Origin of the sequence: Streptomyces sp. NRRL F-5135 (assembly GCF_000719775.1) — a bacterium.
Lineage (GTDB): Bacteria > Actinomycetota > Actinomycetes > Streptomycetales > Streptomycetaceae > Streptomyces > Streptomyces hebeiensis.
The window spans coordinates 192203-215655 of sequence record NZ_JOHR01000011.1; the positions used below are offsets into that span (position 1 = coordinate 192203).

Annotated in this window: 21 protein-coding genes; 14 read left to right on the plus strand and 7 right to left on the minus strand. The window is 73.3% G+C overall.

The annotated features are described in order from the left end of the window. The first annotated feature begins 330 nt into the window (after positions 1–330). Positions 331–654, plus strand: a complete 324-nt coding sequence (locus IG02_RS42200; RefSeq protein ID WP_030750133.1) for a hypothetical protein — start codon at positions 331–333, stop codon at positions 652–654. 221 nt (positions 655–875) lie between these two features. Here the strand turns inward: IG02_RS42200 and hutH are convergent, their stop codons facing one another. Then, complete coding sequence (hutH, locus tag IG02_RS0120855; RefSeq protein WP_030750135.1) at positions 876–2417, minus strand: histidine ammonia-lyase; 1542 nt, start codon at positions 2415–2417, stop codon at positions 876–878. Positions 2418–2537: 120 nt separating this feature from the next. On the opposite strand from hutH, the gene IG02_RS37900 reads away from it, so the two are divergent. The 4 genes from IG02_RS37900 to IG02_RS0120880 all read left to right on the plus strand — a co-directional run bounded on the left by IG02_RS37900 (position 2538) and on the right by IG02_RS0120880 (position 7325). Beyond that, the gene (locus IG02_RS37900; RefSeq protein WP_158712351.1) at positions 2538–4376 is read left to right on the plus strand and encodes a protein kinase domain-containing protein; all 1839 of its coding nucleotides are present in this window, start codon (positions 2538–2540) and stop codon (positions 4374–4376) included. Between the two features lie 305 nt (positions 4377–4681). Further along, positions 4682–5833 (plus strand): adenylate/guanylate cyclase domain-containing protein, encoded by a 1152-nt coding sequence (locus tag IG02_RS0120870; RefSeq protein ID WP_030750143.1) that lies wholly within the window; start codon positions 4682–4684, stop codon positions 5831–5833. Between the two features lie 206 nt (positions 5834–6039). Next, the gene (locus IG02_RS0120875) at positions 6040–6297 is read left to right on the plus strand and encodes a hypothetical protein (protein ID WP_030750146.1); all 258 of its coding nucleotides are present in this window, start codon (positions 6040–6042) and stop codon (positions 6295–6297) included. A gap of 260 nt (positions 6298–6557) precedes the next feature. Then, positions 6558–7325, plus strand: coding sequence for an enoyl-CoA hydratase/isomerase family protein (locus tag IG02_RS0120880; protein ID WP_030750152.1), 768 nt, complete (start codon positions 6558–6560; stop codon positions 7323–7325). Positions 7326–7363: 38 nt separating this feature from the next. Here the strand turns inward: IG02_RS0120880 and IG02_RS0120885 are convergent, their stop codons facing one another. After that, positions 7364–8416 (minus strand): NADP-dependent oxidoreductase, encoded by a 1053-nt coding sequence (locus tag IG02_RS0120885; protein ID WP_030750154.1) that lies wholly within the window; start codon positions 8414–8416, stop codon positions 7364–7366. Positions 8417–8608: 192 nt separating this feature from the next. Next, positions 8609–9613: an AraC family transcriptional regulator gene (locus tag IG02_RS0120890; protein ID WP_078854653.1), complete on the minus strand. Its 1005-nt coding sequence runs from the start codon at positions 9611–9613 to the stop codon at positions 8609–8611. 73 nt (positions 9614–9686) lie between these two features. Here IG02_RS0120890 and IG02_RS0120895 point away from each other — a divergent pair, with 73 nt between their 5' ends. The 3 genes from IG02_RS0120895 to IG02_RS39605 all read left to right on the plus strand — a co-directional run bounded on the left by IG02_RS0120895 (position 9687) and on the right by IG02_RS39605 (position 12287). Continuing rightward, on the plus strand, positions 9687–10022 hold the full coding sequence (locus tag IG02_RS0120895) for an ArsR/SmtB family transcription factor (RefSeq protein WP_030750161.1): 336 nt from the start codon (positions 9687–9689) through the stop codon (positions 10020–10022). Positions 10023–10056: 34 nt separating this feature from the next. After that, complete coding sequence (locus tag IG02_RS0120900) at positions 10057–10737, plus strand: NAD(P)H-dependent oxidoreductase (RefSeq protein WP_030750163.1); 681 nt, start codon at positions 10057–10059, stop codon at positions 10735–10737. A gap of 251 nt (positions 10738–10988) precedes the next feature. After that, entirely contained in the window at positions 10989–12287 is a 1299-nt protein-coding gene (locus IG02_RS39605; RefSeq protein WP_420707776.1) for a diguanylate cyclase domain-containing protein, read from the plus strand. Positions 12288–12379: 92 nt separating this feature from the next. Here IG02_RS39605 and IG02_RS0120910 read toward each other — a convergent pair whose 3' ends face one another. Continuing rightward, the gene (locus IG02_RS0120910) at positions 12380–13282 is read right to left on the minus strand and encodes a biotin--[acetyl-CoA-carboxylase] ligase (protein WP_030750168.1); all 903 of its coding nucleotides are present in this window, start codon (positions 13280–13282) and stop codon (positions 12380–12382) included. Between the two features lie 207 nt (positions 13283–13489). Here IG02_RS0120910 and IG02_RS0120915 point away from each other — a divergent pair, with 207 nt between their 5' ends. Next, the gene (locus tag IG02_RS0120915; RefSeq protein WP_030750170.1) at positions 13490–15085 is read left to right on the plus strand and encodes an acyl-CoA carboxylase subunit beta; all 1596 of its coding nucleotides are present in this window, start codon (positions 13490–13492) and stop codon (positions 15083–15085) included. 26 nt (positions 15086–15111) lie between these two features. Next, on the plus strand, positions 15112–15327 hold the full coding sequence (locus IG02_RS0120920; protein WP_030750173.1) for an acyl-CoA carboxylase epsilon subunit: 216 nt from the start codon (positions 15112–15114) through the stop codon (positions 15325–15327). Positions 15328–15478: 151 nt separating this feature from the next. Here IG02_RS0120920 and IG02_RS0120925 read toward each other — a convergent pair whose 3' ends face one another. Next, positions 15479–17149, minus strand: a complete 1671-nt coding sequence (locus IG02_RS0120925) for a SulP family inorganic anion transporter (protein ID WP_107055661.1) — start codon at positions 17147–17149, stop codon at positions 15479–15481. Positions 17150–17946: 797 nt separating this feature from the next. Further along, the gene (locus tag IG02_RS0120930) at positions 17947–18585 is read right to left on the minus strand and encodes a carbonic anhydrase (RefSeq protein WP_030750181.1); all 639 of its coding nucleotides are present in this window, start codon (positions 18583–18585) and stop codon (positions 17947–17949) included. A gap of 251 nt (positions 18586–18836) precedes the next feature. On the opposite strand from IG02_RS0120930, the gene IG02_RS43955 reads away from it, so the two are divergent. From IG02_RS43955 to IG02_RS0120950, 4 genes are all read left to right on the plus strand, one after another. Further along, positions 18837–20222 carry a winged helix-turn-helix transcriptional regulator gene (locus IG02_RS43955; protein ID WP_420707775.1) on the plus strand — a complete coding sequence of 462 codons (1386 nt, stop codon included), beginning with the start codon at positions 18837–18839 and terminating at the stop codon, positions 20220–20222. After that, positions 20219–21766 (plus strand): sensor histidine kinase, encoded by a 1548-nt coding sequence (locus tag IG02_RS0120940; RefSeq protein WP_063756824.1) that lies wholly within the window; start codon positions 20219–20221, stop codon positions 21764–21766. Before IG02_RS43955 ends, IG02_RS0120940 begins: the two co-directional genes overlap by 4 nt. 76 nt (positions 21767–21842) lie before the next feature. Beyond that, a complete protein-coding gene (gene mmpB / locus IG02_RS43495; protein ID WP_267958523.1) occupies positions 21843–21971 on the plus strand; it encodes a morphogenic membrane protein MmpB in 129 nt (42 codons plus the stop codon). A 171-nt stretch (positions 21972–22142) separates the two neighbouring features. Next, on the plus strand, positions 22143–22760 hold the full coding sequence (locus tag IG02_RS0120950) for a Maf family protein (protein ID WP_030750191.1): 618 nt from the start codon (positions 22143–22145) through the stop codon (positions 22758–22760). On the opposite strand, the gene IG02_RS0120955 is transcribed toward IG02_RS0120950, so the two are convergent. Next, on the minus strand, positions 22741–23247 hold the full coding sequence (locus IG02_RS0120955) for a hypothetical protein (protein ID WP_063756825.1): 507 nt from the start codon (positions 23245–23247) through the stop codon (positions 22741–22743). The two genes, IG02_RS0120950 and IG02_RS0120955, sit on opposite strands and share 20 nt — an antisense overlap. Positions 23248–23453: the final 206 nt, after the last annotated feature.

The following is a 23453-nucleotide window of genomic DNA, read 5'->3' on the forward strand; positions in this document are numbered from 1 at the left end:
CCGGTTCCACTCCGGCGGGAGGTGTGGTGGACACCACTCGCCGACGGGAATGCGCCAGGCTCGGCCCGCCTGTCGCGACCGTCCGGGCCTACCAGAGTGTCACGTCCGCGCACCACCCCCGAACAGCCGTCGCCACCATGGACATCTTCACGCCAGGACATATCGCCCCATAGACCTCCATCTCCCCTGCCTTCCGTGACGGGGACCGGAAGGTTCCGGAGCACCGCGACTTTCCCCTGACCCGCCGCTTTCACTAGCATCGGCGCTCGGCCCAATTCAGCACCGTCACAAGGGCCGTCACACAAGGCCGCCACAAGGGGGATCGATCACGTGTCCGTCGCACGCCGACCGCTGCTGACGGCCACCGCGGCCGGAACCCTGCTCTGCGCCCTGTGGTTCGTTCCGTCCGCGAACGCCACCGGCGAGACGGGCGCGACGAGCGGGACGGGCGGAGCCGGGGCGGCCGGTGCGGAGGTCACCGGTGACGACGCGGCGGACACCGGCGGGGAGTCGGGCGACGCCCCGCCGCCGGTGCTCGCGGACACGGGGGCCGTGGACACCACGCCGTACCTGTTCGGCGGGACCGCCTTCCTGCTCGTCGGCGCGGGGTTCGTGACGTACTCCGTCCACCGGGGAGCCCGGACCCCGCTCTGACGCGTCTTCGGCGTCCGGCGACTTCGGCCCGCGTGACGTCCCTGGCGCCTTTTTAGGGTCTTTTTGACGTCTCTTGCCTGCCCCTTGACGTCTCTTGCCTGCCCCTTGACGTCCGTCGACACCGATGTGACGTCCATCGACACGATCGACGCCAGGTCCGTCCGGCCCGCCCACCTGTCCGCCGCCCCGTCGCACCCGCCGCCCCGTCGCACTCGTCGTCCTTACGCCAGCGGCCCGGTCACCGGCTCCACCGCCGCGACGAGGGCTCCCTCCCGTACGAACGCGTCCGCCGCCGCCAGGTCGGGGGCGAGGAAGCGGTCCGGCCCCGGCCCCTGGACGCCGGCGGCGCGCAGCGCGGCGATGGCGGCGCGGGACGCGGGCGCGGGCGTCAGGCCGTGGCGCAGTTCGATCGCGCGGGTGGCCGCGTAGAGCTCGACGGCGACGATCCGGGTCAGGTTGTCGACGGCGGTACGGAGCTTGCGCGCCGCGGACCAGCCCATCGAGACGTGGTCCTCCTGCATCGCGGAGGACGGGATGGAGTCGACCGAGGCGGGCACCGCGAGCCGCTTCATCTCACTGACCAGGGCGGCCTGGGTGTACTGGGCGATCATCAGGCCGGAGTCCACCCCGGGGTCCTCGGCGAGGAAGGCGGGCAGGCCGTGCGAGCGGTTGCGGTCCAGGAGCCGGTCGGTACGCCGCTCCGCGATGGAGCCGAGGTCGGCGGCGGCGATGGCCAGGAAGTCCAGGACGTAGCCGACGGGCGCGCCGTGGAAGTTCCCGTTGGACTCGACCCGTCCGTCGGGCAGGACGACCGGGTTGTCGACGGCCGACGCCAGTTCGCGGCCGGCGACCACGGAGGCGTACGCGAGCGTGTCCCGGCCGGCTCCGGCGACCTGCGGGGCGCAGCGCACGGAGTAGGCGTCCTGGACGCGGGGCGCCTCCTCCTGCTGGAAGTGGCCGGTCAGCTCGGATCCGGCGAGCACCCGCAGCATGTTGGCGGCGCTGGCACCCTGGCCGGGGTGCGGGCGGATGGCGTGCAGTTCGGGGGCCAGCACCCGGTCGGTGCCGAGGAGCGCTTCCAGGGTCAGGGCGGCGGTGATGTCGGCCGAGGTGTACAGGCGGCCCAGGTCGGCGATGGCCAGCACCAGCATGCCGAGCATGCCGTCGGTGCCGTTGAGCAGGGCGAGCCCTTCCTTCTCCCGGAGCCGGACGGGCTCGATGCCGTGCTCGGCGAGGAGTTCGGCGACGGGGCGCACCGTACCGTCCGGCCCTTCCGCGTCGCCCTCGCCCATGAGGGCCAGTGCGCAGTGCGAGAGCGGCGCGAGGTCGCCGGAGCAGCCGAGGGAGCCGAATTCGTGGACGACCGGGGTGATCCCCGCGTTGAGCAGTCCGGCCATGGCCCGTGCCACCTCGGGGCGTACGCCGGTGCGTCCCGAGGCCAGGGTCTTCAGCCGCAGGAACATCAGCGCGCGGACGACCTCGGTCTCGACGCGCGGGCCCATGCCGGCGGCGTGCGACCGGACGATGTTGCGCTGGAGGCGTGCGCGCAGGTCCTGCCCGATGTGCCGGGTGGCGAGGGCGCCGAACCCGGTGGAGACCCCGTACACCGGCTCGGGTTCGGCGGCGAGCGCGTCCACGATCTCGCGCGCGGCGGCGAGCGCGTCGAGGGCTTCCCCGGAGAGTTCCACGCGGGCCCGGCGCCGGGCCACGGCGACGACGTCCTCGGCGGTGACCCCGGACGTCCCCACCACGACTGTGTGCATATCCATATTCAGGAGCCTACGGATTGAATCCGGGGGTGTCACTACGGCTGCGCGGGGCCCCGGAACGGCTGTGGCGGCCCCCGGAAGCCGGGCGCGAGGCGCCGGGGAGCGCGTCAACGGGTGTCCGAGCCAGCCCGTACTCTGCTGGGGCTACGACGCTACGACGCGCGGCGGACCGGATCGGCGCGCGAGGACCGGGAGGACGCACACCCCATGGAAGACCTGGATCCCGCGGACCCGTCCGTTGTGGGCGGTTACCCGCTGCTCGCCCGGCTCGGCGGTGGCGGGATGGGGCAGGTGTACCTGTCGCGCACGGCCTCGGGCCGGCCGCTGGCGGTGAAGACGATCCGCGCCGAACTCGGTGACGAGCCGGGGTTCGAGGAGCGGTTCGTCCGGGAGATACGCAACAGCGACCGGGTGCGGTCGCCCTGGACCGCGACGGTCGTGGACTACAGCCCGGCCGGCGCGCGCCCGCAGTGGCTGGCGACCGAGTACGTGCCCGCGCCGTCGCTGGGCGAGTGGCTCGAGCGGTACGGACCGCTGCCGGAGCCGGCCCTGCTGTCGCTGGCCGCCGAACTGACCGGCGCGCTGCGGGCGGTGCACGGCGCGGACATGGTCCACCGGGACGTCAAGCCCAGCAACGTGCTGCTGGCGCGCGAGCGGCCCCGGCTGATCGACTTCGGTGTCGCGCGCGCCGCCGACGATCCCCGGCACACACGGACGGGCGGCGTGATCGGCTCGCCCGGCTATCTCGCGCCGGAGCAGGCCGTCGGCACGGACGTGGGGGCACCCGCCGACGTGTTCTCGCTGGCGGCCGTGGTGGCCTGCGCGGCCACCGGGCGCGGCCCCTTCTCCCCCACGGGCACGGGCGGCTCGGCCGCGCCCGCGCTGCTCTACCGGATCGTGCACGAGGAGCCCGACCTCGCGGGCGTACCGGAGAAGCTCCTGCCCATCCTGCGGGACTGCCTGGCCAAGGACCCGGCCGCCCGGCCCACGGCCGACCAGCTCGGCGAGCGCCTGGAGCGGGTGGGCGCCGTGCCCGGCCGGTGGTCCGAGGTGTGTCCCCCGGCGCTGGAGGGGGAGGCGGAGGCGCGGGAAGAGCCGGTGCGCGCCTTCGTGGAGACCCCGACGCGGGTCGAGGTCGCGGAAACCCCGACCCGGGTCGACGTGGCGGAGATCCCGACGCGGGTCGAGCCGACGGACATGGCCGCGACGATGGTCGCGACGCCCCCGGCCCGGACGGCGGGCGGGATGCCGGCCGGGGCGGTGCCCGGCGGTGCGGTACCGGCGGGTGCGGTACCGGTCGGTGCGGTACCGGTCGGTGCGGTACCGGGTGAGGCGCCGGCGGATACGGAGCCGGTCCGGCGCAGACGATGGATATGGCCTGTGTTAGCGCTGGCCGTTGTCATGGCGATCATGGCGACGACAGCCGTTCTGCTCATCGCCCGGGACCGCTCGGACGACCGCGCGGACGACCGGCCGAAGAAGCCCCGGGCCACGTCCTCGTCCGCGGCGAAGGTCCCGGCCAAGGTGGACGGCCCGGCCGACGAGGACGAGCGGACCGACCCGTCCGACGCCCCCGCACCGCCCGGCGCAGGGGCTCCCCAGGAACCGGCCGGACCCCCGGAGGTCCTGGTCGTCCAGGCGCCGCGTGAACTGACCGCGGGCACGTTCCTGGAGTCCGCCCGGGCGAAGCTGATCATGCAGGTGGACGGCAACCTGGTGGTCCACGACGAGAACGGCACCGTCCGCTGGGCCTCGATGGCCATGGGCGAGGGCAACCGCGCCCTCTTCCAGCCGGACGGCAACCTGGTCGTCTACAACGCCGAGAACAGCCCGGTCTGGGCCTCGAACACGGCGGGCAACGACGGCGCGAACCTGATCCTCCAGGCGAACGGCGACGTGGTGGTCGGCCGGGAGAACGAACCACCGCTGTGGGCGGCGGGTACGGGGCACTGACCACCGGCGGGCACCGACCACCGGCGCACACCGAGCGCCGACGGGCACCGGCCGTCGGCGGGCACCGGCCGCCGGTGGCGGCCGGCTCCCGCCGCTCCCCGGAGACCCCGGCCCCGCCCTCGTAAAGCCTCGTCACCGCCCTCCCCGAAGCCGCGTATCTCCATATCCCGGCGCCGGAGCACGGCCGCCGCCTACGCTGGCAGGTGGGGACGCGAGACGTGAGCCAGGGCACATCTGCCGTATCGTTGAGGCGGTCCACGACAGATCGGCAGGGCAGTGCGCAGGGAACGGGCAGGAGGCGGCTGGTGACCGTCGACGATTCGAATTCCGGAGAGGACACCCCGCCGCCGTCGGACTCCGCCGGATATCCGACCCCGCACCACGACGTCGACCACACGGCCGCGCCGACGGACGATCCCCTCGCCATCCGGCTCGAACAGCTGATCCTGGGCGCGGAACGGCGCTACACCCCCTTCCAGGCCGCCCGGACCGCCGGGGTCTCGATGGATCTCGCCTCCCGGTTCTGGCGGGCCATGGGCTTCGCGGACATCGGGCAGGCCAGCGCGCTGACCGAGGCCGACGTCCTGGCGCTGCGGCGGCTGGCGGGTCTGGTGGAGGCGGGGCTGCTCAGCGAGCCGATGGCCATCCAGGTCGCCCGGTCGACGGGGCAGACGACCGCCCGGCTGGCGGAGTGGCAGATCGACTCGTTCCTGGAAGGGCTCACCGAGCCCCCCGAGCCGGGGATGACCCGCACCGAGGTCACCTACCCCCTCGTCGAGCTGCTGCTGCCGGAACTGGAGGAGTTCCTCGTCTACGTCTGGCGGCGCCAGCTCGCCGCCGCGACCGGCCGGGTGGTCCAGGCGGCCGACGACGAGGAGATGGTGGACCGTCGGCTGGCGGTCGGGTTCGCGGATCTCGTCGGGTTCACGCGACTGACCCGCAGGCTGGAGGAAGAGGAGCTCGGCGAGCTGGTCGAGGCGTTCGAGACGACCTCCGCCGACCTGGTCGCCGCGCACGGCGGCCGACTGGTCAAGACGCTGGGCGACGAGGTGCTGTACGCGGTGGACGACGCGGGCACGGCCGCCGAGATCGCGCTGCGGCTGATCGAGACGCTCAAGCACGACGCGACGATGCCGGCGCTGCGCGTGGGCATCGCCTTCGGGACGGTCACCACCCGGATGGGCGATGTCTTCGGCACCACGGTGAACCTGGCGAGCCGGCTCACCTCGATAGCGCCGAAGGACACGGTCCTGGTCGACGGCGCGTTCGCGGAGGAACTGATCCGCACGGGCGACGCGCCCGCCTCCGAGACGGAGGCGGCGGAGGCGGCGGCGAAGGCCGAGAAGGAGGGCGAGACCGCGCCGGAGTACCGCTTCGGGCTCCGCCCGATGTGGCAGCGGCCGGTGCGCGGGCTCGGCGTGGTCGAGCCATGGCTCCTGGGCCGACGCGAGTCCTAGCCAGTACCTCTCCCGGCGAGGTTCGCCCCGTCGCGGCACCAGGCCGCGTCGTTCGGATCACCGCGCGTCGCACCGGCTGTGTCACCTCGCCGCACAGTCGGCGGAAGCAACCCTTCCTGGGCGTGCGGCGGTCTTACCAGGCGTCGTGCTCAGAGGATCGGCCTCTGTCGACTCGTACTGGTAGACCGACGGGAAGGGCGTACTCCATGGTGCTGGATCCCAACTTCTGCCTGGATGTTCCGGAGGGTTTCGACGACTCGGACGCTGAGACCGGGGTGCATCCCATCGCCAGGAAGCTGTTCCTCGCCACAACCGCCGCGGAAGTCTTCAAGAAAGCCCATGAGTGGGTGCGGGAACAAAAAATCCGCGTGGCAGACGTGTCGTGGGATTTCTTCCACGACGAGGACGAGCCCTACTGTCTGAGCGTCTATTTCACGTTCGAGCTGGATCCCGAAGACGCTTGACCACTGACCACGACTGTGCGGTTTCGTTTCGATCAACGATCTGACGATCCGAACGAACCCGGCCGGCGGCCCTCCCGGCGCTAGGCTCTCCTCCCGGTGCAACACGTGAACCGTCGTTAACGCAACCGGGAGACGCCGTGACTGGGACCGAGCACGTGACTGGGACCGAGCAGGGGCACGAGGACGGGCACAGGACCGGGCACGAGGCCGGGGCCGGCCCGGGGCCCGGGGCCGAGCAGCGGTTCGGCGAGTTCGTCGCCGTGCGGCGGCACGGGCGCGGGCACGTCGCGGAACTGGTCCTGGACCGGCCCGGGGCCATGAACGCCGTCTCGACCGAGATGGCCCGGTGTCTCACCGCCGCGTGCGACGCGCTGGCCGCCGACCGGACCGTACGGGTCACGGTCCTGACCTCGACGCACGCGCGCGCCTTCTGCGTCGGCGCGGACCTCAAGGAGCGCAACGCGCTGACGGACGCCGAACTGGTACGGCAGCGGCCGACCGCCCGCGCCGCGTACACCGGCGTCCTGGAGCTGCCCATGCCGACCGTCGCCGCCGTGCACGGCTTCGCCCTGGGCGGCGGCTTCGAGCTGGCGCTGGCCTGCGACCTGATCGTCGCGGACGGGACGGCGGTCGTCGGGCTGCCCGAGGTGTCGGTCGGGGTGATCCCCGGGGGCGGCGGTACGCAGTTGCTGCCCCGGCGGGTCGGCGCGGCGCGGGCCGCGGAGCTGGTGTTCACGGCCCGGCGGGTGGCGGCGGCGGAGGCGGCCGGGCTGGGGCTGGTCGACCGGCTGGTGGACGAGGGGGCGGACCGGGACGAGGCCCTCGCCCTGGCGGACCGTATCGCCGCGAACTCCCCCGTCGGCCTGCGCGCCGCCAAACGCGCCCTGCGGCTCGGGCACGGGCTCGACCTGCGGGCGGGCCTGGAGGTGGAGGACGCCGCGTGGCGGACGGTGGCGTTCTCCGGGGATCGGGCGGAGGGCGTGGCGGCGTTCAACGAGAAGCGCACGCCGGAGTGGCCCGGCGCCTGAACCGGGGGGCCAGGCGCCCGGGCCGCGTCGGTCCGCCGTCAGTCGGTGCCGCTTGGGGCATCGTCGGATGCGACCCGGACGAGGACCTTGCCGCGGCTGTCGCCCCGGAAGATGCGGGCGAGCGCCTCCGGCGCGTGCTCCAGCCCGTCCAGGACGACCCGCTCGTGCCGCAGTCGGCCGTCGCCGAGCCGGACGGCCAGTTCCCCGGTGATCTCGTCGAAGCGGTCGACATGGTCGGCGACCTGGAAACCGCGCGCGGTGGCACGCTGCTCGACCAGCTCCACCAGGTTCCGGATGCCGTGGCGCTGGGCGGGGTCGGCGCTGTAGTCGGCGATCATGCCGCACATCGCGAGCCGCGCTCCGGTGTTGATCCTGCTGAGCACATGGTCCAGTATCTCCCCGCCGGCGTTCTCGACGTCCGCGTCGATGCCGTCGGGGGTGGCCTCGTCGAGCCGGTCGCGCCAGTGCGGGTCGCGTCGGTCGACGCAGGCGTCGAAGCCCAGTTCCTCGACGGCGTAACGGCACTTGTCCGGCCCTCCGGCCAGCCCGACCACCCGCGCGCCGCGTTCCTTCGCGAGCTGGCCGGCGATCGACCCCACCGCGCCGGCGGCCGCGGAGACCACGACCGTACGGCCCGGCCGCGGGTCGGCGATCTCGACCGCGAGCCAGGCGGTGATGCCGGTCAGGCCCAGTACACCCAGCAGGTCCTCGAGCGATGCGGGCAGAGGCTCGGGCAGCACGGTGAACGGCATCTCGAGCTCGGCGTCATCGGCTACCTGATAGTCCTGCCAGCCGGTGAACCCCAGCACGTGCGTGCCGACCGGCAGATCGGTGCGCCGTGAGGCGACCACCCGGCCGATCCCCACTCCGCGCATCACCGCGCCCTCCCGCACCGGAGGCAGGTCGCTGCGGATGTCGCTCATGAAGATCCGGCTCGACGGGTCCACGGAGAGCATCAGCGTCCGGACCAGGGCCTGGCCGTCCTCCAGTTCGGGTACCTCCGTCGTCACCAGCTCCAGGCCGGGCTCCTCGGTGAGCCCCGTGGGGCGCTTGCTCAGCCTGAACGCTCGGTTCCTCTCGGCGGCGGGCATCCGCGTCTCCTCGTTCACTGTCGGGTCCGGGCGCGGCGAAGCCGCCCGGACCGGCACCTGCGGCCCGCACGCGCCGACCGCGGCGTCCCGCTCCGGGCCGCCACCGCCAACGTATGCGGGCCCGGCCAGCGCCACCGTGTACGCGCACGCCGCGGGGCGGTACGAGCGGGCCGTCCCGGCTGCCGGACCCGCTCAGGCCCGCTCGGAGGGTTCGGCCAGTGACGCCTCGCGCGTGCGCGCGCCCTTGTCGCGGTACTCCTGCGGGGACATCCCGTGCACGGCACGGAACCGCCGGTTCAGATGACTGCTGTCGACGAAGCCCCACCGCCGCGCCAGCGCCGCGACCGTCGCGTCCCCGGTCAGCAGTTCCTCGCGCACCCGGGCGATCCGCTTGGCGCGCAGCACCCCCGTGAACGTGTCACCGGCATCGTGGAACAGCCGCGTGAGGGTGCGCACCGAGATGCTGTTCGCCGCCGCCACCTGTTCGGCTGACAGGTCCCTGCGGCCAAGGTGGCTCTCCAGGTAGCGTTCCACCGCCACCCGCCGGGCGGGTGGGGACGCCGACTGAAGCGCACCCCAGCCGAGCTCGAGCAGGGCGTTGCGCGCCGCGACCACGGCCGCGCCCGACAGCCGGGGAAGCGATGCGCCGAGGGAGTCCAGATAGCTCCGTAGCAGTTGCGTCTCGGGCACCGGGCCGCGCGCCGGCTCACCCCCGCCCATCCAGCACCCCGCGTCCTCGAGGAGACGGCGTCGCACCATGACACTGCGCGCGACGACGGGCTCGCGCGCCGTCACCCGCGCCGGACGGCGGCTCTCCCAGAAGAGGGCGTCGCCCGGGCGCAGCAGCCAGTCGTGACCGTCCTGACGGAAGACCGCGCTTCCCGCGCCCATCACGGAGACGATCAGGTAGTCGTCTCCCGTCTCCGCGATCTGACGGGCGCCGCGTACACCACTGAACGGGCCGGACTCCCAGTCCACCAGGGCGATGTCATCGATCCAACGACGCCGGACCACCGCTCGGCCCCGGTCCGGGTCCGACGGCGGGGACGGGGACGGCGGTGATGGCGGGGACGGCGACGGAAAGCGCAGCGACCACGGCAGATCGGTCACGGCACTCAGGAGATGCTCCCAATCGGCGGCCTCGGACGGTCGTACGAAGCCGTCACCCCATGGCCGGGTGTCTGTTTCCTCGGGCATCGACGCAGCTTAGGCAACGAGCAGGCATCGAGATATCGTGGTGTGTCGGAGTGTCTGGCGAGGGAGGCGGCTCATGGCCGTGACGGCGGGACCAGGGTCGGGGGCGGATCTGATCGAGGTGTTCAAGGCTCTCGGCAACCCTGCCCGTTTGCAGATCATGCGGTGGCTGAAGGATCCCGACACGCACTTCCGCGAGTACGAGCCGATCGCGGACCGCCAGTCGGTCGGTGTGTGTGTCACCCACATTCAGGCGAAGTCGGGGCTCGCACAGTCGACCGTCTCCAGCTACATGAGCACGCTGGAGCGGGCGGGACTCGTGCGTCCCACCCGGGTGGGCAAGTGGACTCACTTCCGGCGCGATGAAGAGCGGCTGGAGCAGGTGGCACGGGCGATCAGCACCACCATCTGATTGACACATCGCAATATGTCGATATGATTTCCTCATGTCGACCTCTGAGGCTGCCCCGACCGCCCTGTTCGTTCACGCCCACCCCGAGCCCCGCTCGTTCAGCACCGCCCAGATGGCCACCGCGGCTCAGACCCTGCGCGACGCCGGCTACCGCGTCGACGTCCTCGACCTCTATGCCGATGCCTGGGCCCCGGCACTCTCCCGTGAGGAATTCGCGCCGGCGGACGGCCCGTTCAAGCCGCAAGCCGAGCAGATGCGCGCGGTCGAGGACGGGACGCTCGACGCGGCCGTCAAGGCCCATCTCGACCGATTGCTCGCCGCTGACCTGCTCGTGCTGTCGTTCCCGATGTGGTGGTTCTCGCTGCCGGCCATCCTCAAGGGGTGGGTGGACCGGGTCTTCGTGATGGGCGGGGTCTTCGGCGGGGACTTCGGACTCTTCGGCGACGCGGCGCTCGCCGGGAAGCGAGCGATGCTGCTGCTCACGACCGGCGGCCCCAGTGAGTCGTTCCTGCCCGGCGGTGCCTTCGGACCGATGGACGACTTCCTGTTTCACATCCACCGCGGCATGCTCGAGTTCGTCGGCTACCAGGTCCTCGACCCCGTGGTCACCTATGGGCCGGCACGCATGACCGACCAGGAAAGGGCAGCGGCGCTGGAGGCGGTCAGAGAGTCGGTCGCTCTCGTCGCGGCAGATTCGAAGCTCAGCGTGCGCTGAGTGGCGCCGTGCGCCCGAAGGGCGGGTTCGGCGGCGTCCGGCGCGTGCGATCGCGAGACGGAGGATCGGCGTCGCCGACGGACCGGACGCACTCGGGCGACTCCGACAACGCGGCAGGGGACCCCTCTCAGCGGCAGCCGGGGGACGCGTGCCACGCCTCGCCGAGCGGGCGGGACCTCTCAAACACGCCCTAGGCTGGGGTGATGGCAGTGGATCGGCGACTGCGCGCCGTGGTGGCCCTGTCGCAGGCGATGGCGTCGGCCGTCACACCCCAGGACGTCTGGCGGGCGGCGGCGCGCGGCGCGTGCGAGGCGCTCGGCGGGAGCTTCGCGGCGCTGTCGCTGTGGGAGCGGGACCTGGGCCGGCTCAGGGTGCTGGTCAACGTGGGGGCCCTGGCGGAGGGCGAGGAGGAGTTCCCGGACGACGAGACCTACCCGGTCCACCGGTTCCCGGAGATCACGGACGCGGCGCCGGGCGCGTGGGTGGAGACGGCGGAGCCGGGACCGGAGCGGACCGTGCCGGGAGCGGAGGGCACGGGACCGGGCCCGGCCGGGCCCGAGCAGGTGGAGCCGGGCGACAGCCTGCCGCTTCCCGAGCAGGCGGAAGAGCAGGCGGAAACGGGCGGGGGCCTGCCGCCGCCGGACCCGGCGGCCGGCCGTACCGGAGGCGGGAACGGCGGGCCCACCCCTGGCCGTGCCACCGGCCTTGCCACCGGCCGGACCACGCCGCTCGCCGCCGCCGCGGAGCCCACCGCCGCCCCCCACGGGCGCGGTGAGCGCGCCGCCGCGCTGTGGCGGCGCGGACGGGGCAGCTGCGTCGTCGCGCCGGTCGTCTGCCACGGCCGGGCGTGGGGCGAGCTGTACGTGGCCCGGCCGCGGGGCGCCGCCGTCTTCGACGCGGACGACGCGGACTTCGCCACCGTCGTCGCGTCGGCGGTCGCGGCGGGCATCGCCCAGACGGAACGGCTCGAAGAGGTCCGCCGGCTCGCCTTCACCGACCCGCTGACCGGGCTGGCGAACCGGCGTGCGGTGGACCGGCTGCTGGACGAGGCGATCGGCCGGCACCGCACGGAACACGTCGTGGTCAGCCTGGTCGTCTGCGACCTCAACGGCCTCAAGAGGGTCAACGACACCCAGGGCCACGCGGTGGGCGACCGGCTGCTGGAACGGTTCGCCACGCTGCTGTCCGTATGCGGCGCCCGCCTGCCGGGGGCGCTGGCGGGGCGGCTGGGCGGGGACGAGTTCTGCCTCGTGGCCGTGGGGCCGGGACCGGACGAGGTGATCGCCGCGGTCACGGAGCTGTGCGCGCGGGCGGACGAACTGGAGACGGGCGAGGGCGTCGCGTGCGGAATGGCGTCGACGGGCGACCCGATCGGCGAGGTCCGCTCGGCCCGCCGTCTGTTCCGCCTGGCGGACGCGGCGCAGTACCGGGCGAAGGCGGCTCGGACGCGGGGCGCGCTGGTGGTGGCGGGCCGCGACGACGAGGTGCTGCGCCTGGCGGAGACGCCGCCGCGCCGGGGCGCGGACCGCCGCCGCTTCCGGGACGCGTGACGGCCCGGCCGGGCTTCACGCCGTCACCGCTCACGCCTGTCCGCCTGTCACGCCCGCCGCGCGACCGGACCCCCGCCGCCGAACGGCCCGCCTTAGACCCCCCGTACGTGCACCACGTCCCCCGCCCCCACCGGATGCCGGGTGCCGTCCGCCGTCCGTACCACCAGGCGGCCGTCGCCGTCGACCGCCGCCGCCTCCCCCACCAGTTCGCGGTCCCCCGGCAGTTGGGCCCGTACGGTACGGCCCAGCGTCGCGCAGCCCGCCACGTACGCCTCCTGGAGGCGCGACGCGGCCGGGTCGCCGGCGGCCTCGCGCCAGCGCTCGTACCAGCTCTCCAGCGACCGCAGGACGGACCGCAGCAGGGTGTCGCGGTCCAGGGACACCGCGTTGGCCAGGGCCAGCGAACCGGCCGTGGCGACGGGCAGTTCCGAGGCGTGCAGGGAGACGTTCAGGCCGATGCCCATGATCACGGCGTCCTCGCCCGCGCGTTCGGCGAGGATGCCGCCCGCCTTGCGTTCCTCGCCCGCCACGGTCACCAGGAGGTCGTTCGGCCACTTCAGGGACATGTCCACGCCCGCGCCCCGCGCCAGCCCGGTCGCGGCGGCGACCCCGGCGAGCAGGGGCAGCCAACCGTACCGCTCGACGGGCACGGCCGGGCCCGGCCGGAGCAGGACGGAGAAGAACAGGCCCGAGCGCGCGGGCGCCGACCAGCGGCGGTCCAGTCGGCCCCGGCCCGCCGTCTGTTCCTCGGCGACCAGCACCGCGCCCTCGGCCAGGGCCGGCTCCCCGCGCGCGGCGGCCCGCGTGATGCGCTCGGCGAGGTCCGAGTTGGTGGAGCCCGTCGCGTCGACCACGTCGAACGAGGTCCACAGCCCGCCCGGCCTGATCAGCCCGCGGCGCAGCGAGCGCGCGTTCAGCGGGGGGCGCTCCAGGTCCGACCAGCGGCCGGCGGGGGTACTCGGCGGGGTCTCCCCCGGGGTGTTCGGCTCCGTCATACGAGCCACCCTAGATGTGGCAAACACCGCACCGCCGATCCCGCATCCGCGGCTATACGCTACGGATCAGTAGCAACCACCAGATCGCCATCAGCTCCACCGTCAGCTCCACCGTCAGCAGCAGCGACCAGCACCGTTCATCAGCGACGGATCAGCAGAACGGCCCAGCAGGAACCGACCTCGACACCCGCAGGGAGCCGCACCCCGATGTCCCAGCAGGAAGCCAGCACCAGCAGCCACACCACCGCGGGCAAGATCGCGGACCTACAGCGCCGCATCGAGGAAGCCACCCACGCCGGATCCGCGCGCGCCGTGGAGAAACAGCACGCCAAGGGCAAGCTGACGGCCCGCGAGCGGATCGGGCTGCTGCTGGACGAGGGGTCGTTCGTCGAACTGGACGAGTTCGCCCGGCACCGCTCCACCAGCTTCGGCATCGAGAAGAACCGCCCGTACGGGGACGGCGTCATCACCGGTTACGGCACGGTCGACGGCCGCCCGGTCTGCGTGTACTCGCAGGACTTCACGATCTTCGGCGGCTCGCTCGGCGAGGTCTACGGCGAGAAGATCGTCAAGGTCATGGACTTCGCGCTGAAGACCGGTTGCCCGATCATCGGCATCAACGACGGCGGCGGCGCCCGCATCCAGGAGGGCGTGGCCGCGCTGGGTCTCTTCGCGGAGATCTTCCGTCGCAACGTGCACGCGTCCGGGGTCGTCCCGCAGATCAGCCTGATCGTGGGCCCGTGCGCGGGAGGCGCCGTCTACTCCCCCGCCATCACCGACTTCACGGTGATGGTGGACCGGACCTCGCACATGTTCATCACGGGGCCCGACGTCATCAAGACGGTGACGGGTGAGGACGTCGGCTTCGAGGAGCTGGGCGGAGCCCGTACGCACAACACGACCTCCGGCGTGGCCCACCACATGGCGGGCGACGAGAAGGACGCCATCGAGTACGTCAAGTCCCTGCTCTCCTACCTCCCTTCCAACAACCTCTCCGAGCCGCCCGCCTTCCCCGAGGAGGCCGAGCCGGCGGTGACGGACGAGGACCGCGAGCTGGACACGCTGATCCCGGATTCCGCGAACCAGCCCTACGACATGCACACCGCCGTCGAACACGTCCTGGACGACGGCGAGTTCCTCGAGACCCAGGCGCTGTTCGCGCCGAACATCATCACCGGCTTCGGCCGCGTCGAGGGTTACCCGGTGGGGATCGTCGCCAACCAGCCGCTGCAGTTCGCGGGCTGCCTCGACATCAACGCCTCGGAGAAGGCGGCGCGGTTCGTCCGTACCTGCGACGCGTTCAACGTCCCCGTCCTGACGTTCGTGGACGTGCCGGGCTTCCTGCCCGGCGTCGACCAGGAGTACGGCGGGATCATCCGGCGCGGCGCCAAGCTGATCTACGCGTACGCGGAGGCCACCGTCCCGCTGATCACGGTCATCACCCGCAAGGCGTTCGGCGGCGCTTACGACGTCATGGGCTCCAAGCACCTGGGCGCCGATCTCAACGTGGCGTGGCCCACCGCGCAGATCGCGGTCATGGGCGCGCAGGGCGCGGTGAACATCCTGCACCGCCGGACGATCGCCGCCGCCGGTGACGAGGCCGCGCGGGAGGAGACCCGCGCCCGGCTGATCGAGGAGTACGAGGACGCCCTGCTCAATCCGTACGTGGCGGCGGAACGCGGATACGTGGACGCGGTGATCATGCCGTCGGACACCCGGGCGCACATCGTGAAGGGGCTGCGCCAGCTGCGGACCAAGCGCGAGAGCCTGCCCCCGAAGAAGCACGGCAACATCCCGCTGTGAACCCGCGCCGAGCTCAGGAGCTGCTGATGATCAAGGTCGTACGCGGCAACCCGACCCGCGAGGAACTGGCCGCCGCGCTGGCGGTGGTCCGGGCCCGCGCCACCGCGGCTGCCGAGGCGCCGTCGCCGGGCCCGGCGGGCGGGCGCCCCGCCGCCGCCTGGTCGGCACCGGACAGAATCGCCCGCCGCCCCCTGCCCCGCCCGGGGCCACGGGCCTGGGCCCGCACGTACTGGCCCGGTTAGCGGACGGGGGGCGCGAGGCGCTGACAGGAGCGGGCGTGAAGAAGGCGCCGTCCATGGGGGCGACGGCGCCTTCTGTTCCGTGGGGGCGTACCGGGCGTACCAAGGCCTACGGGTTCACGGGGTACGGGGGCCGCCGGCCGCACGGGGCGGCTCAGCGCATGCGTACCTGGCCGCCGTCGTATCCGCCTCCCGCGCCGGCTCCGGCGCCCGCGCCCGCGCCCGCGCCCATCGACTCCATGACGTCCTCCATCGGCGTCGGGTCGAGGTAGAACCACTCCGCCGTCGGGCCGGGCTCGTGCGCCGGGCCGCCCGCCGGGCCGGGCGGGGCCGCCGGAGGGGTGGGGGCGTTCGGCAGGTTCGGGCGGAGCAGTTCCACCCGTACCTCGCCCGTGCCGCGCTGCTGCGCCACGAACTCGTCCACCTGGCTGCGGCAGGCGTGGTCCCAGTGCGTCACCCCGGTCAGGTCCAGCCGGATCCTGGGCATCCCCGCCGACGCGACCTCCTCCAGGGCGTCGATCAGCTTCGGCAGCCGCAGGAAGGTCACGTTCCCGGTCATGACCAGCTTCGCGGTGTCGCCCTCGACGGTGGTGCGCACCGACGTCTGCGACATCCGCAGCGCGGCCAGGACGATGCCCGCCGCCAGGCCCACCAGGACGCCCTCCAGCAGCGCGGTCGCGACGATCACGACCGTGGTCACGGTCATGACCGCGAACTCGCCCCGGTCCTGCTTCCACATCTTCGGGAACTCCGCGGGCGCGAACAGCTTCCAGCCGCTGTGCACCAGCACCCCCGCCAGCACGCAGATGGGGATCAGCGCGAGCACGTTCGGCAGGAGCAGCGCGAAGGCGAGCAGCCACAGACCGTGCAGCGTGCGGGAGATCTTCGTCTTGGCACCCGCCGCGACGTTGGCCGAGCTACGGGCGACCACGGCCGTGATCGGCAGCGCGCCGAGGAGGCCGGCCACGGTGTTGCCCGCGCCCTGGGCGATCAGCTCGGTGTTGTAGCGGGTCCGCTCGCCGCTGTGCATCCGGTCCACGGCTGCGGCGGTGAACAGGCTCTCGGCCGAGGCGATGATCGTGAAGGTGACCACGGTGGTCAGGACGGCGCCGTTGGCGAGGGCCGCGAACTGCGTGGGGCCGGGGAGTTGCACGGACGCCAGCAGGTTGCCGACCTGGAGCGTGTTGATCTGGACCCCGGGCAGGGCGGCGACGATCATGCCGCCGGCCACCGCGACCAGCGCGGCCGGCATCTTGTTGAGCGGCGCCGGCACCTTCTTCCACATGAAGCTCAGGACCACCGTACCGATGCCGAGGGCCGCCGCGATGGTCTTCTGCGGATCGGACAGCGTGTCCGCGATCAGCCCGGGGACGCCGAGCATGTTCTCGTAGGCCACGCCGATGGCCTTCGCGTCCATCATCGGATACGCCTGGCTGAACATCAGGGGCAGTCCGATACCGGCCAGCATGCCCTGCACCACGGCGATCGACGTCGCCTGGAACATCCGGCCGAGCCGGATCAGGCCGAGCCCGATCTGGAGCACACCGGCCGCCAGCACGATCACACCGAGCATGGCCAGCCCGTGCTGCGCGATCGCCTCCGCCACCAGCGCCGCGAGACCGGCGGCCGGGCCGCTGACCTGGAGGGTGCTGCCACGCGCCGCGCCGACCACCAGCCCGCCGATGACCCCGGAGATGATGCCGAGTTCGGCGGGGGCGCCGGAGGCCACGGCCACGCCGATGCACAGGGGGAGCGCCACGAGGAAGACGACGAAGGACGCGACGATCTCGTTGGTGATGTTGACGCCCTGGGTGTTGCCCAGCAGCCCCTCGACGAACGTACCGCCCGGGAACTTCCCGCCCGGCCCGCCGCCCGCGGCTCCGCCGCCGGGCTCCGCACCGGTCCGCCCGCCCCGCCGCGCCCCGTCGGCCGCCTGGCGCGGCGCCCGGTCCTGGCGCGGCGGCTCGGACGGGGGCTTCCCGTGGGAGGGCCCGGCCTCCCGGCCCTCCGCGAAGGAGGAGGCACCGTGCGAGCCGAACGCGTCGAACCCGTCGAAGGCGGCGACGGATGCCTCGAAGGAGGAGTCGTACGGTTCGAAGGGGTCGGGCGGCAGCGAGCCGGCCCCCGGCACGGGGGGCGCCGCGGGCCCCCGGCCCGCCGGGCCCGCGCGGTGGCGGCCACCGCCCGCCGTGCCGGGGTGGCCCTCGCCGACGTAGCCCTGGCTGACGTAGCCGGGCCGGGAGCCGCCTCCGTGGGAGGGGCCCCCCGGTCCGTGCGAGGGGTCCGGCCCGTAGGAGGGGGCCGGTCCGTGCGGTTCCGCCGCGCCGTAGGGCCGGCCGTAGGACTCGCCGTACCCCCCGTCCGCGCCGTAGGACGGACCGCCCGCGTACGGTGAACCGCCCCCGTACGCCTCGTCCGCGTACGGGCCGCCGTACGACTCCCCGTACGACTCCCCGTACGCGTCGCCGCCGTTGTACGCCCGTTCACCGCCCCGGCCGTCGCCGTACGCCCGGCCCGGGCCGCGATCACCGCCGCCGCCACCACCGTTGGTGCCGCCGGAGCCGCCCCGGCCTCCGGGCCCCTGTCCGGGGTAGCCGGCCGGGCCCCAGTCCCGTTCGGTGCTCATGACGCGTGCACCAGGAAGTGCTCGCCGCTCGGGTCCAGCTCCCAGACCCGGCCCGTGTGCACCTCGTAGTACCAGCCGTGCAGCCGGAGCCTGCCCTCGTCCAGCCGCCGCCGTACCGCCGGGTACTCCCGCAGTGCCGCGAGCTGCGCCCGCACGTTGAGCTGCGTCAGTTCGGTGACCAGCTCCTTCCACCCCTCGGACGAGGTCGCGGCCGGTCCGGTCGGCTCGCGTTCCAGTACGGAGGCCAGCCGGGGCCGCGCCACGTCCAGCCAGGCGCCGACCCCGGGCAGGGCGGAGAGGTCCTGGTGGCTGGCCAGCGCGCCCATGGCGCCGCAGTGCGAGTGACCGCAGACGACGATGTCCTGAACGTTCAGCACCTCCACCGCGTACTCAACGGTGGCGCCCTCACCGCACGCCTGGTCCGGCCGGTGCGGGGGCACGATGTTGCCCGCATTGCGGATCTCGAATACCTCGCCGGGCCGCGCACCCGTGATCAGAGCAGGAATGACACGGGAATCCGAGCATGCCACGAAAAGGGCTTCCGGGAATTGCCCGTCGGCCAGTTTCCGGTATGTATCGCTTTCGAAATCCACCCGGCGACGGAACGAGCGGGCGCGTTCGAGCAGAGCCTGCATGTGATGCCTCCCAGCGACCTGTTGGGGCTTGGACCTGCCTCAACACCGTAGAGAGTGTCATGCAAGACGAAGGTTAGAAGGACACTAACGCGACGCCATAATTTGACCAGGAACTGTGACCTGCCTCCCAGTCGAGCAAAAGACGTGTGGATCGAATTCGATTCTTGTACGGTGTTCGCCCGGCGCGCCATATCCAGGAACATGCGTCGTCCGAATTCACGGAGAGACGGAACTTAATGACACTGAGGACCTTGCTCATCGAGGACGACGAGACGATCGCCGAGCCGCTGGTCGAGGGGCTGGGCCGCTACGGGCTGACGGTGCACCACGTGTCCACCGGCGCCGCCGGGCTGAGCGGCCCGTACGGGGACATCGTCCTGCTCGACCTGGGGCTGCCGGACATGGACGGCATCGACGTCTGCCGGGGCATCCGCCAGGTCTCCGACGTGCCGATCATCATGCTCACGGCACGGGGCACGGAGGCGGACCGGGTGCTGGGTCTGGAACTGGGCGCGGACGACTACCTCGCGAAGCCGTTCAGCGTACGGGAGTTGATCGCCCGCATCCGGGCCGTGACCCGGCGCACGGCGGCCTGGGCGAACACGGGGCAGGCGGCGTTCCAAGGGCAGACACCGCCGCTCCAGGGCCAGGGCCGGGAGCACGCCGTAGGCACTCCTCCGCACGGCACTCCGGTCGGCACTCCGGTCGGCACTCCGGGCGGCGGAACGCCTCCCCAGGGCACCCCGTCCATGGGCTCCGGGGCCTTCGGGGGCACGCAGGCCGCCATCGGTGTCGAGGTCACGGGGACCTTCCCGTACTCGGCCCCCTTCCCGCCCGTCGCGTCCTCGCCGTACGCGACCGCCGGCCCGGAGCGGCCGCCGGCCGCTCCGGGCTGGGGCGACCCCGGCCAGGGCGTCGGCCAGGGGTACGGCCCGGGCTACGGGCACGACTTCGGGCCGGGCTACGGGCCGCCCGGACCGGGGGCCGGACCGGGTTTCGGGCCGGCCCCCGTGACGGAAGCACCGGAAGCGCGGGCAACGCGGGAACCACGGGAAACACGGGAACCACAGCCAGGGTCCGAAGCCGCGCGGGAGTCCGGGCAGCGGAGGCGCCGGAAGCAGACCCCCGGCGCCGAGAGCGGTCCCGGAACCGGCACCAGCACCCGCACTGGCACCGGCACCGGCACCGGCACCGGCACCGCGTCATCGGCCGGCCAGGACGCGTCGTCCCCCGCCGGCGCCCTGGTCGTGGACCGGCGGACCCGCCAGGTCTGGGTCGGCGAGACGCCGGTCAGCCTCACCCCCAAGGAGTTCGACCTGCTGGCCCTGCTGACCGAGGACCCCGGAGCGGTCTACTCCCGGCAGCAGATCCTCGACCGGGTCTGGGACCCGAACTTCCACGGCCCGACCAAGACCCTGGACGTGCACGTGGCCACCCTGCGGCGCAAGCTGGGCAACCCGGCCTGGATCCAGACCCTGCGCGGGGTCGGGCTGCGCCTGGCCGTCCGTGTCCCCGCCCCGGGCGCGGAATCCCCGTCAGGCTCCCCCTCGGCCTCCGGCTCGTACGCGGGCTCCGGCACGTACACGGGCTCCGGCACGTACACGGGCTCCGACTACCGGGAGAAGCGGGCAGGATGACGCGCCGACTGCTGCTCAGCTACCTGACCCTCTCCGCCCTCGTCCTCCTCTGCCTGGAGCTGCCGCTCGGCTACGTCTACAGCCGGGCCGAGCGCGAGCGCGCCACCAACGCGGCCCACCAGGAGGCCGAGTCGGTCGCCGACTACGCCTCCCTCTCCCTCGCGTACGACGGCTCGGGCGAACTCGCCGCACGGGTCGTCACCTGCGCGAACCGGATCGGCGGCCAGGTCCTCGTCGTGAACGCCGCCGGTGGCCTGATCGCCACTTCGCACCCGCTCGCCGCCGACGAACAGGCTGCTCTGGCGAACCGCCCCGAGATCGCCGAGGCGCTGCGCGGCGGCAGCGGCGCCGATGTCCACACCACCAGCGTCGGGGGCGTCAGCTGGCTCTCGGTGGCCGTCCCGGTCAAGCACGGCCGGACGCTGCAGGGTGCCGTACGCCTGGCCGTTCCCACCGAGGCGATCGCCTCCGACGTGCACCGCGTGTGGCTGGGCCTGGCGCTGGGCGGACTCGGGGTGCTGGTCGCCGTGGCCACGGTGGCCTTCGCTCTCGCCCGCTGGATCGGCCGGCCCATCCGTGAACTGGAGCGGGCCACGCAAACACTGGCGAGCGGCAGCCTCGCCACCCCGGCGTCGGTCACGACGGGCCCGCCCGAAGTGCGCGTCCTGGCCGCCACGTTCAACCGTACGGCCGCGCTGCTGGAACAACTGCTCGCCTCCCAGAGCGCGTTCGCGGGCGAGGCGTCCCACCAGCTCAAGACCCCGCTCGCCGCGCTACGCCTGCGGCTGGACAACCTGGAGGCCGACGTCCCGCCCCATCTGCGCGGAAACCTCACCGCGGCGATGACCGAGACCGAGCGGCTGGCCCGGATGGTGGAGGGCCTGCTGGCGCTGGCGCGCATGGAGGAGAAGGCGCTGACGCCGGAGCCCGTGGACCTGGACCTGGCGGTGGAGGAGCGGGTGGCTGCCTGGTCCGGGCTGTTCGAGCGGTACGGGGTACGGCTCGTGGCCGTGGGCAACCCGATCGGCACCGCCCTCGCCGTGCCGGGCGCCGTCGAACAGATCCTGGACAACCTGCTCTCGAACGCCCTGCGCGTGGCCCCGAGGGGCAGCGCGGTGACGGTCGGCCGGCGGCTGCGCACGACCGGCGCGGAGCTGCATGTCGCCGACCAGGGCCCGGGGATGACGGCGGAACAGCGCCGCCGCGCCTTCGACCGGTTCTGGCGCGCGCCGGACTCGCCGAAGGGCGGTACGGGCCTGGGCCTGGCCCTCGTCCAGCGCCTGACCCTGGCCGGCGGCGGCGAGGCGCTTCTGCTCCCGGCGCCGGGCGGTGGCCTCAAGGCGGTCATCCGCCTCCAGTCGGTGCTCCCCCGGCGCACGGGCGGCTTCCCCGGCATCCCCCACCCGCGCCGCCGCACACCGGTCGGCGCGGGTACGGGCGCGGGTATGAGCGCGGGTGCGGGCGCGGGCATGGGTACGGGAGTGGCGGCGGGCGCCGGTGCGGGCGGGGGCCGGGGCCGCAGGGGCCGGCAGGGCGCTCCCTGAGCGGGTGGGGCGCCCGGCCGCACCCTGAGTACGGGTACTCAGGCGTCAGGGCCCCATCGGCCGGAGTATCGAGGACATGCTGTGGTCCGAACCCGAGAACAGGCCCCCCGAGGACATGCGCGAGGCGCAGGGCATGATGCGCCGCGCCGGGCCGCTGCTGGCGCTGGCGGTGGTGCTGGCGATGGTGGTTCTGGGCCTGCGCTGAGAGGCGGCGGCTTCTCCAGCAGGACGGGCGGTACGGGGGCTCCTCGGCCCCCGCCAAAGGCGGGTACGGGGCCGCGCCCGGCGGGCGCGGTGCGGGCGGCCCCCGGCATCGGCGTCCGTACGGAACCACTCCGCCGACCGGCGCCGAGCACGAAGCTCCTACGATGGCCCCATGACCGATCAGCAGACCGCGCCGCGCCGCCGGCTCGTGCTCGCCTCCGCGTCCCCCGCCCGCCTCGGGCTGCTCCGACAGGCCGGGCTCGCCCCCGAGGTGATCGTCAGCGGGGTCGACGAGGACGCGCTGTCCGCGCCGACGCCCACCGAGCTGGCGCTCGTCCTGGCCCGGGCCAAGGCCACCGCCGTCGCGGCCCGCCCCGAGGCGGCGGGCGCGCTGGTCGTCGGCTGCGACTCCGTCCTCGAACTGGACGGCGACGCGCTCGGCAAGCCCGCCGACGCGGAGGAGGCCACGGCGCGCTGGAAGTCGATGCGCGGCCGCGCGGGCGTGCTGCGGACCGGGCACTGCGTGATCGACACGGTGACGGGCGCCGACGCGGCGGAGACGGCGTCGACCACCGTACGGTTCGGTCACCCGTCCGACGCCGAGATCGCCGCGTACGTCGCCTCGGGCGAACCCCTCCACGTCGCGGGCGCGTTCACGCTGGACGGCCGCTCGGCGCCGTTCGTGGACGCGATCGAGGGCAATCACGGCAATGTGATCGGCCTGTCGCTGCCGCTGCTGCGTCGGCTGCTCGGGGAGCACGGGGTCACGATCACGGACCTGTGGGTCTGACCGCGTCCGGGGTGTCGTCGGGACCGTGAGGACCCTCGGCAGACCTGCCCGGGGACGGCGTCGGCATCGGGGACGGCATCGGCGTCGGCGTCGGCTCGTACGCCAGCAACGTCAGCACCAACAGCCCCAGGACCACCATCAGCACCCCGAACGCCGTCCAGCCCACCAGCCCCACCGCGACCGCACCCAGCACCCCGTGCGCCACCGCGCAGCCGACCAGCACGGTCCTGCCGAAGCGGCCGGGGGCCCGGTCCCGTATCCCCGTACGGGCAAGGACCCCCGCGCACAGCAACAGGCAGCCGCCGAAGCCGCCGCCCGTCACCCAGGTGCCGGCGGACATGGCCGACGGGTCCAGGCCGGCCAGGGACATCCGCTGGTTGTCGACGACCGTGGCCAGCACGCCGTTGACGAAGACGACGCCGATGGCCTCCAGCAGCAGGACGACCGCGGTCGTCCCGGCCACGGCCCGGCGTGTCCGTCCGCTCATCACGGCCGCCCCTTCCTCTCGTGTCACCGTCGACGGGACCTCGGTACGGCACCCGTCACGCACGCTACTCACGGGTAAACCGTCGGACAAGGGTCCGCCCGACGGCAAAGATTCATTGGTCCGTTCGTAGGGACTCGACAAAGAAACCCCGCGCGCCGAGGGGCACTCGGACAGAGAGTCGTCGCACACTCGCCCGCTACTGTGCG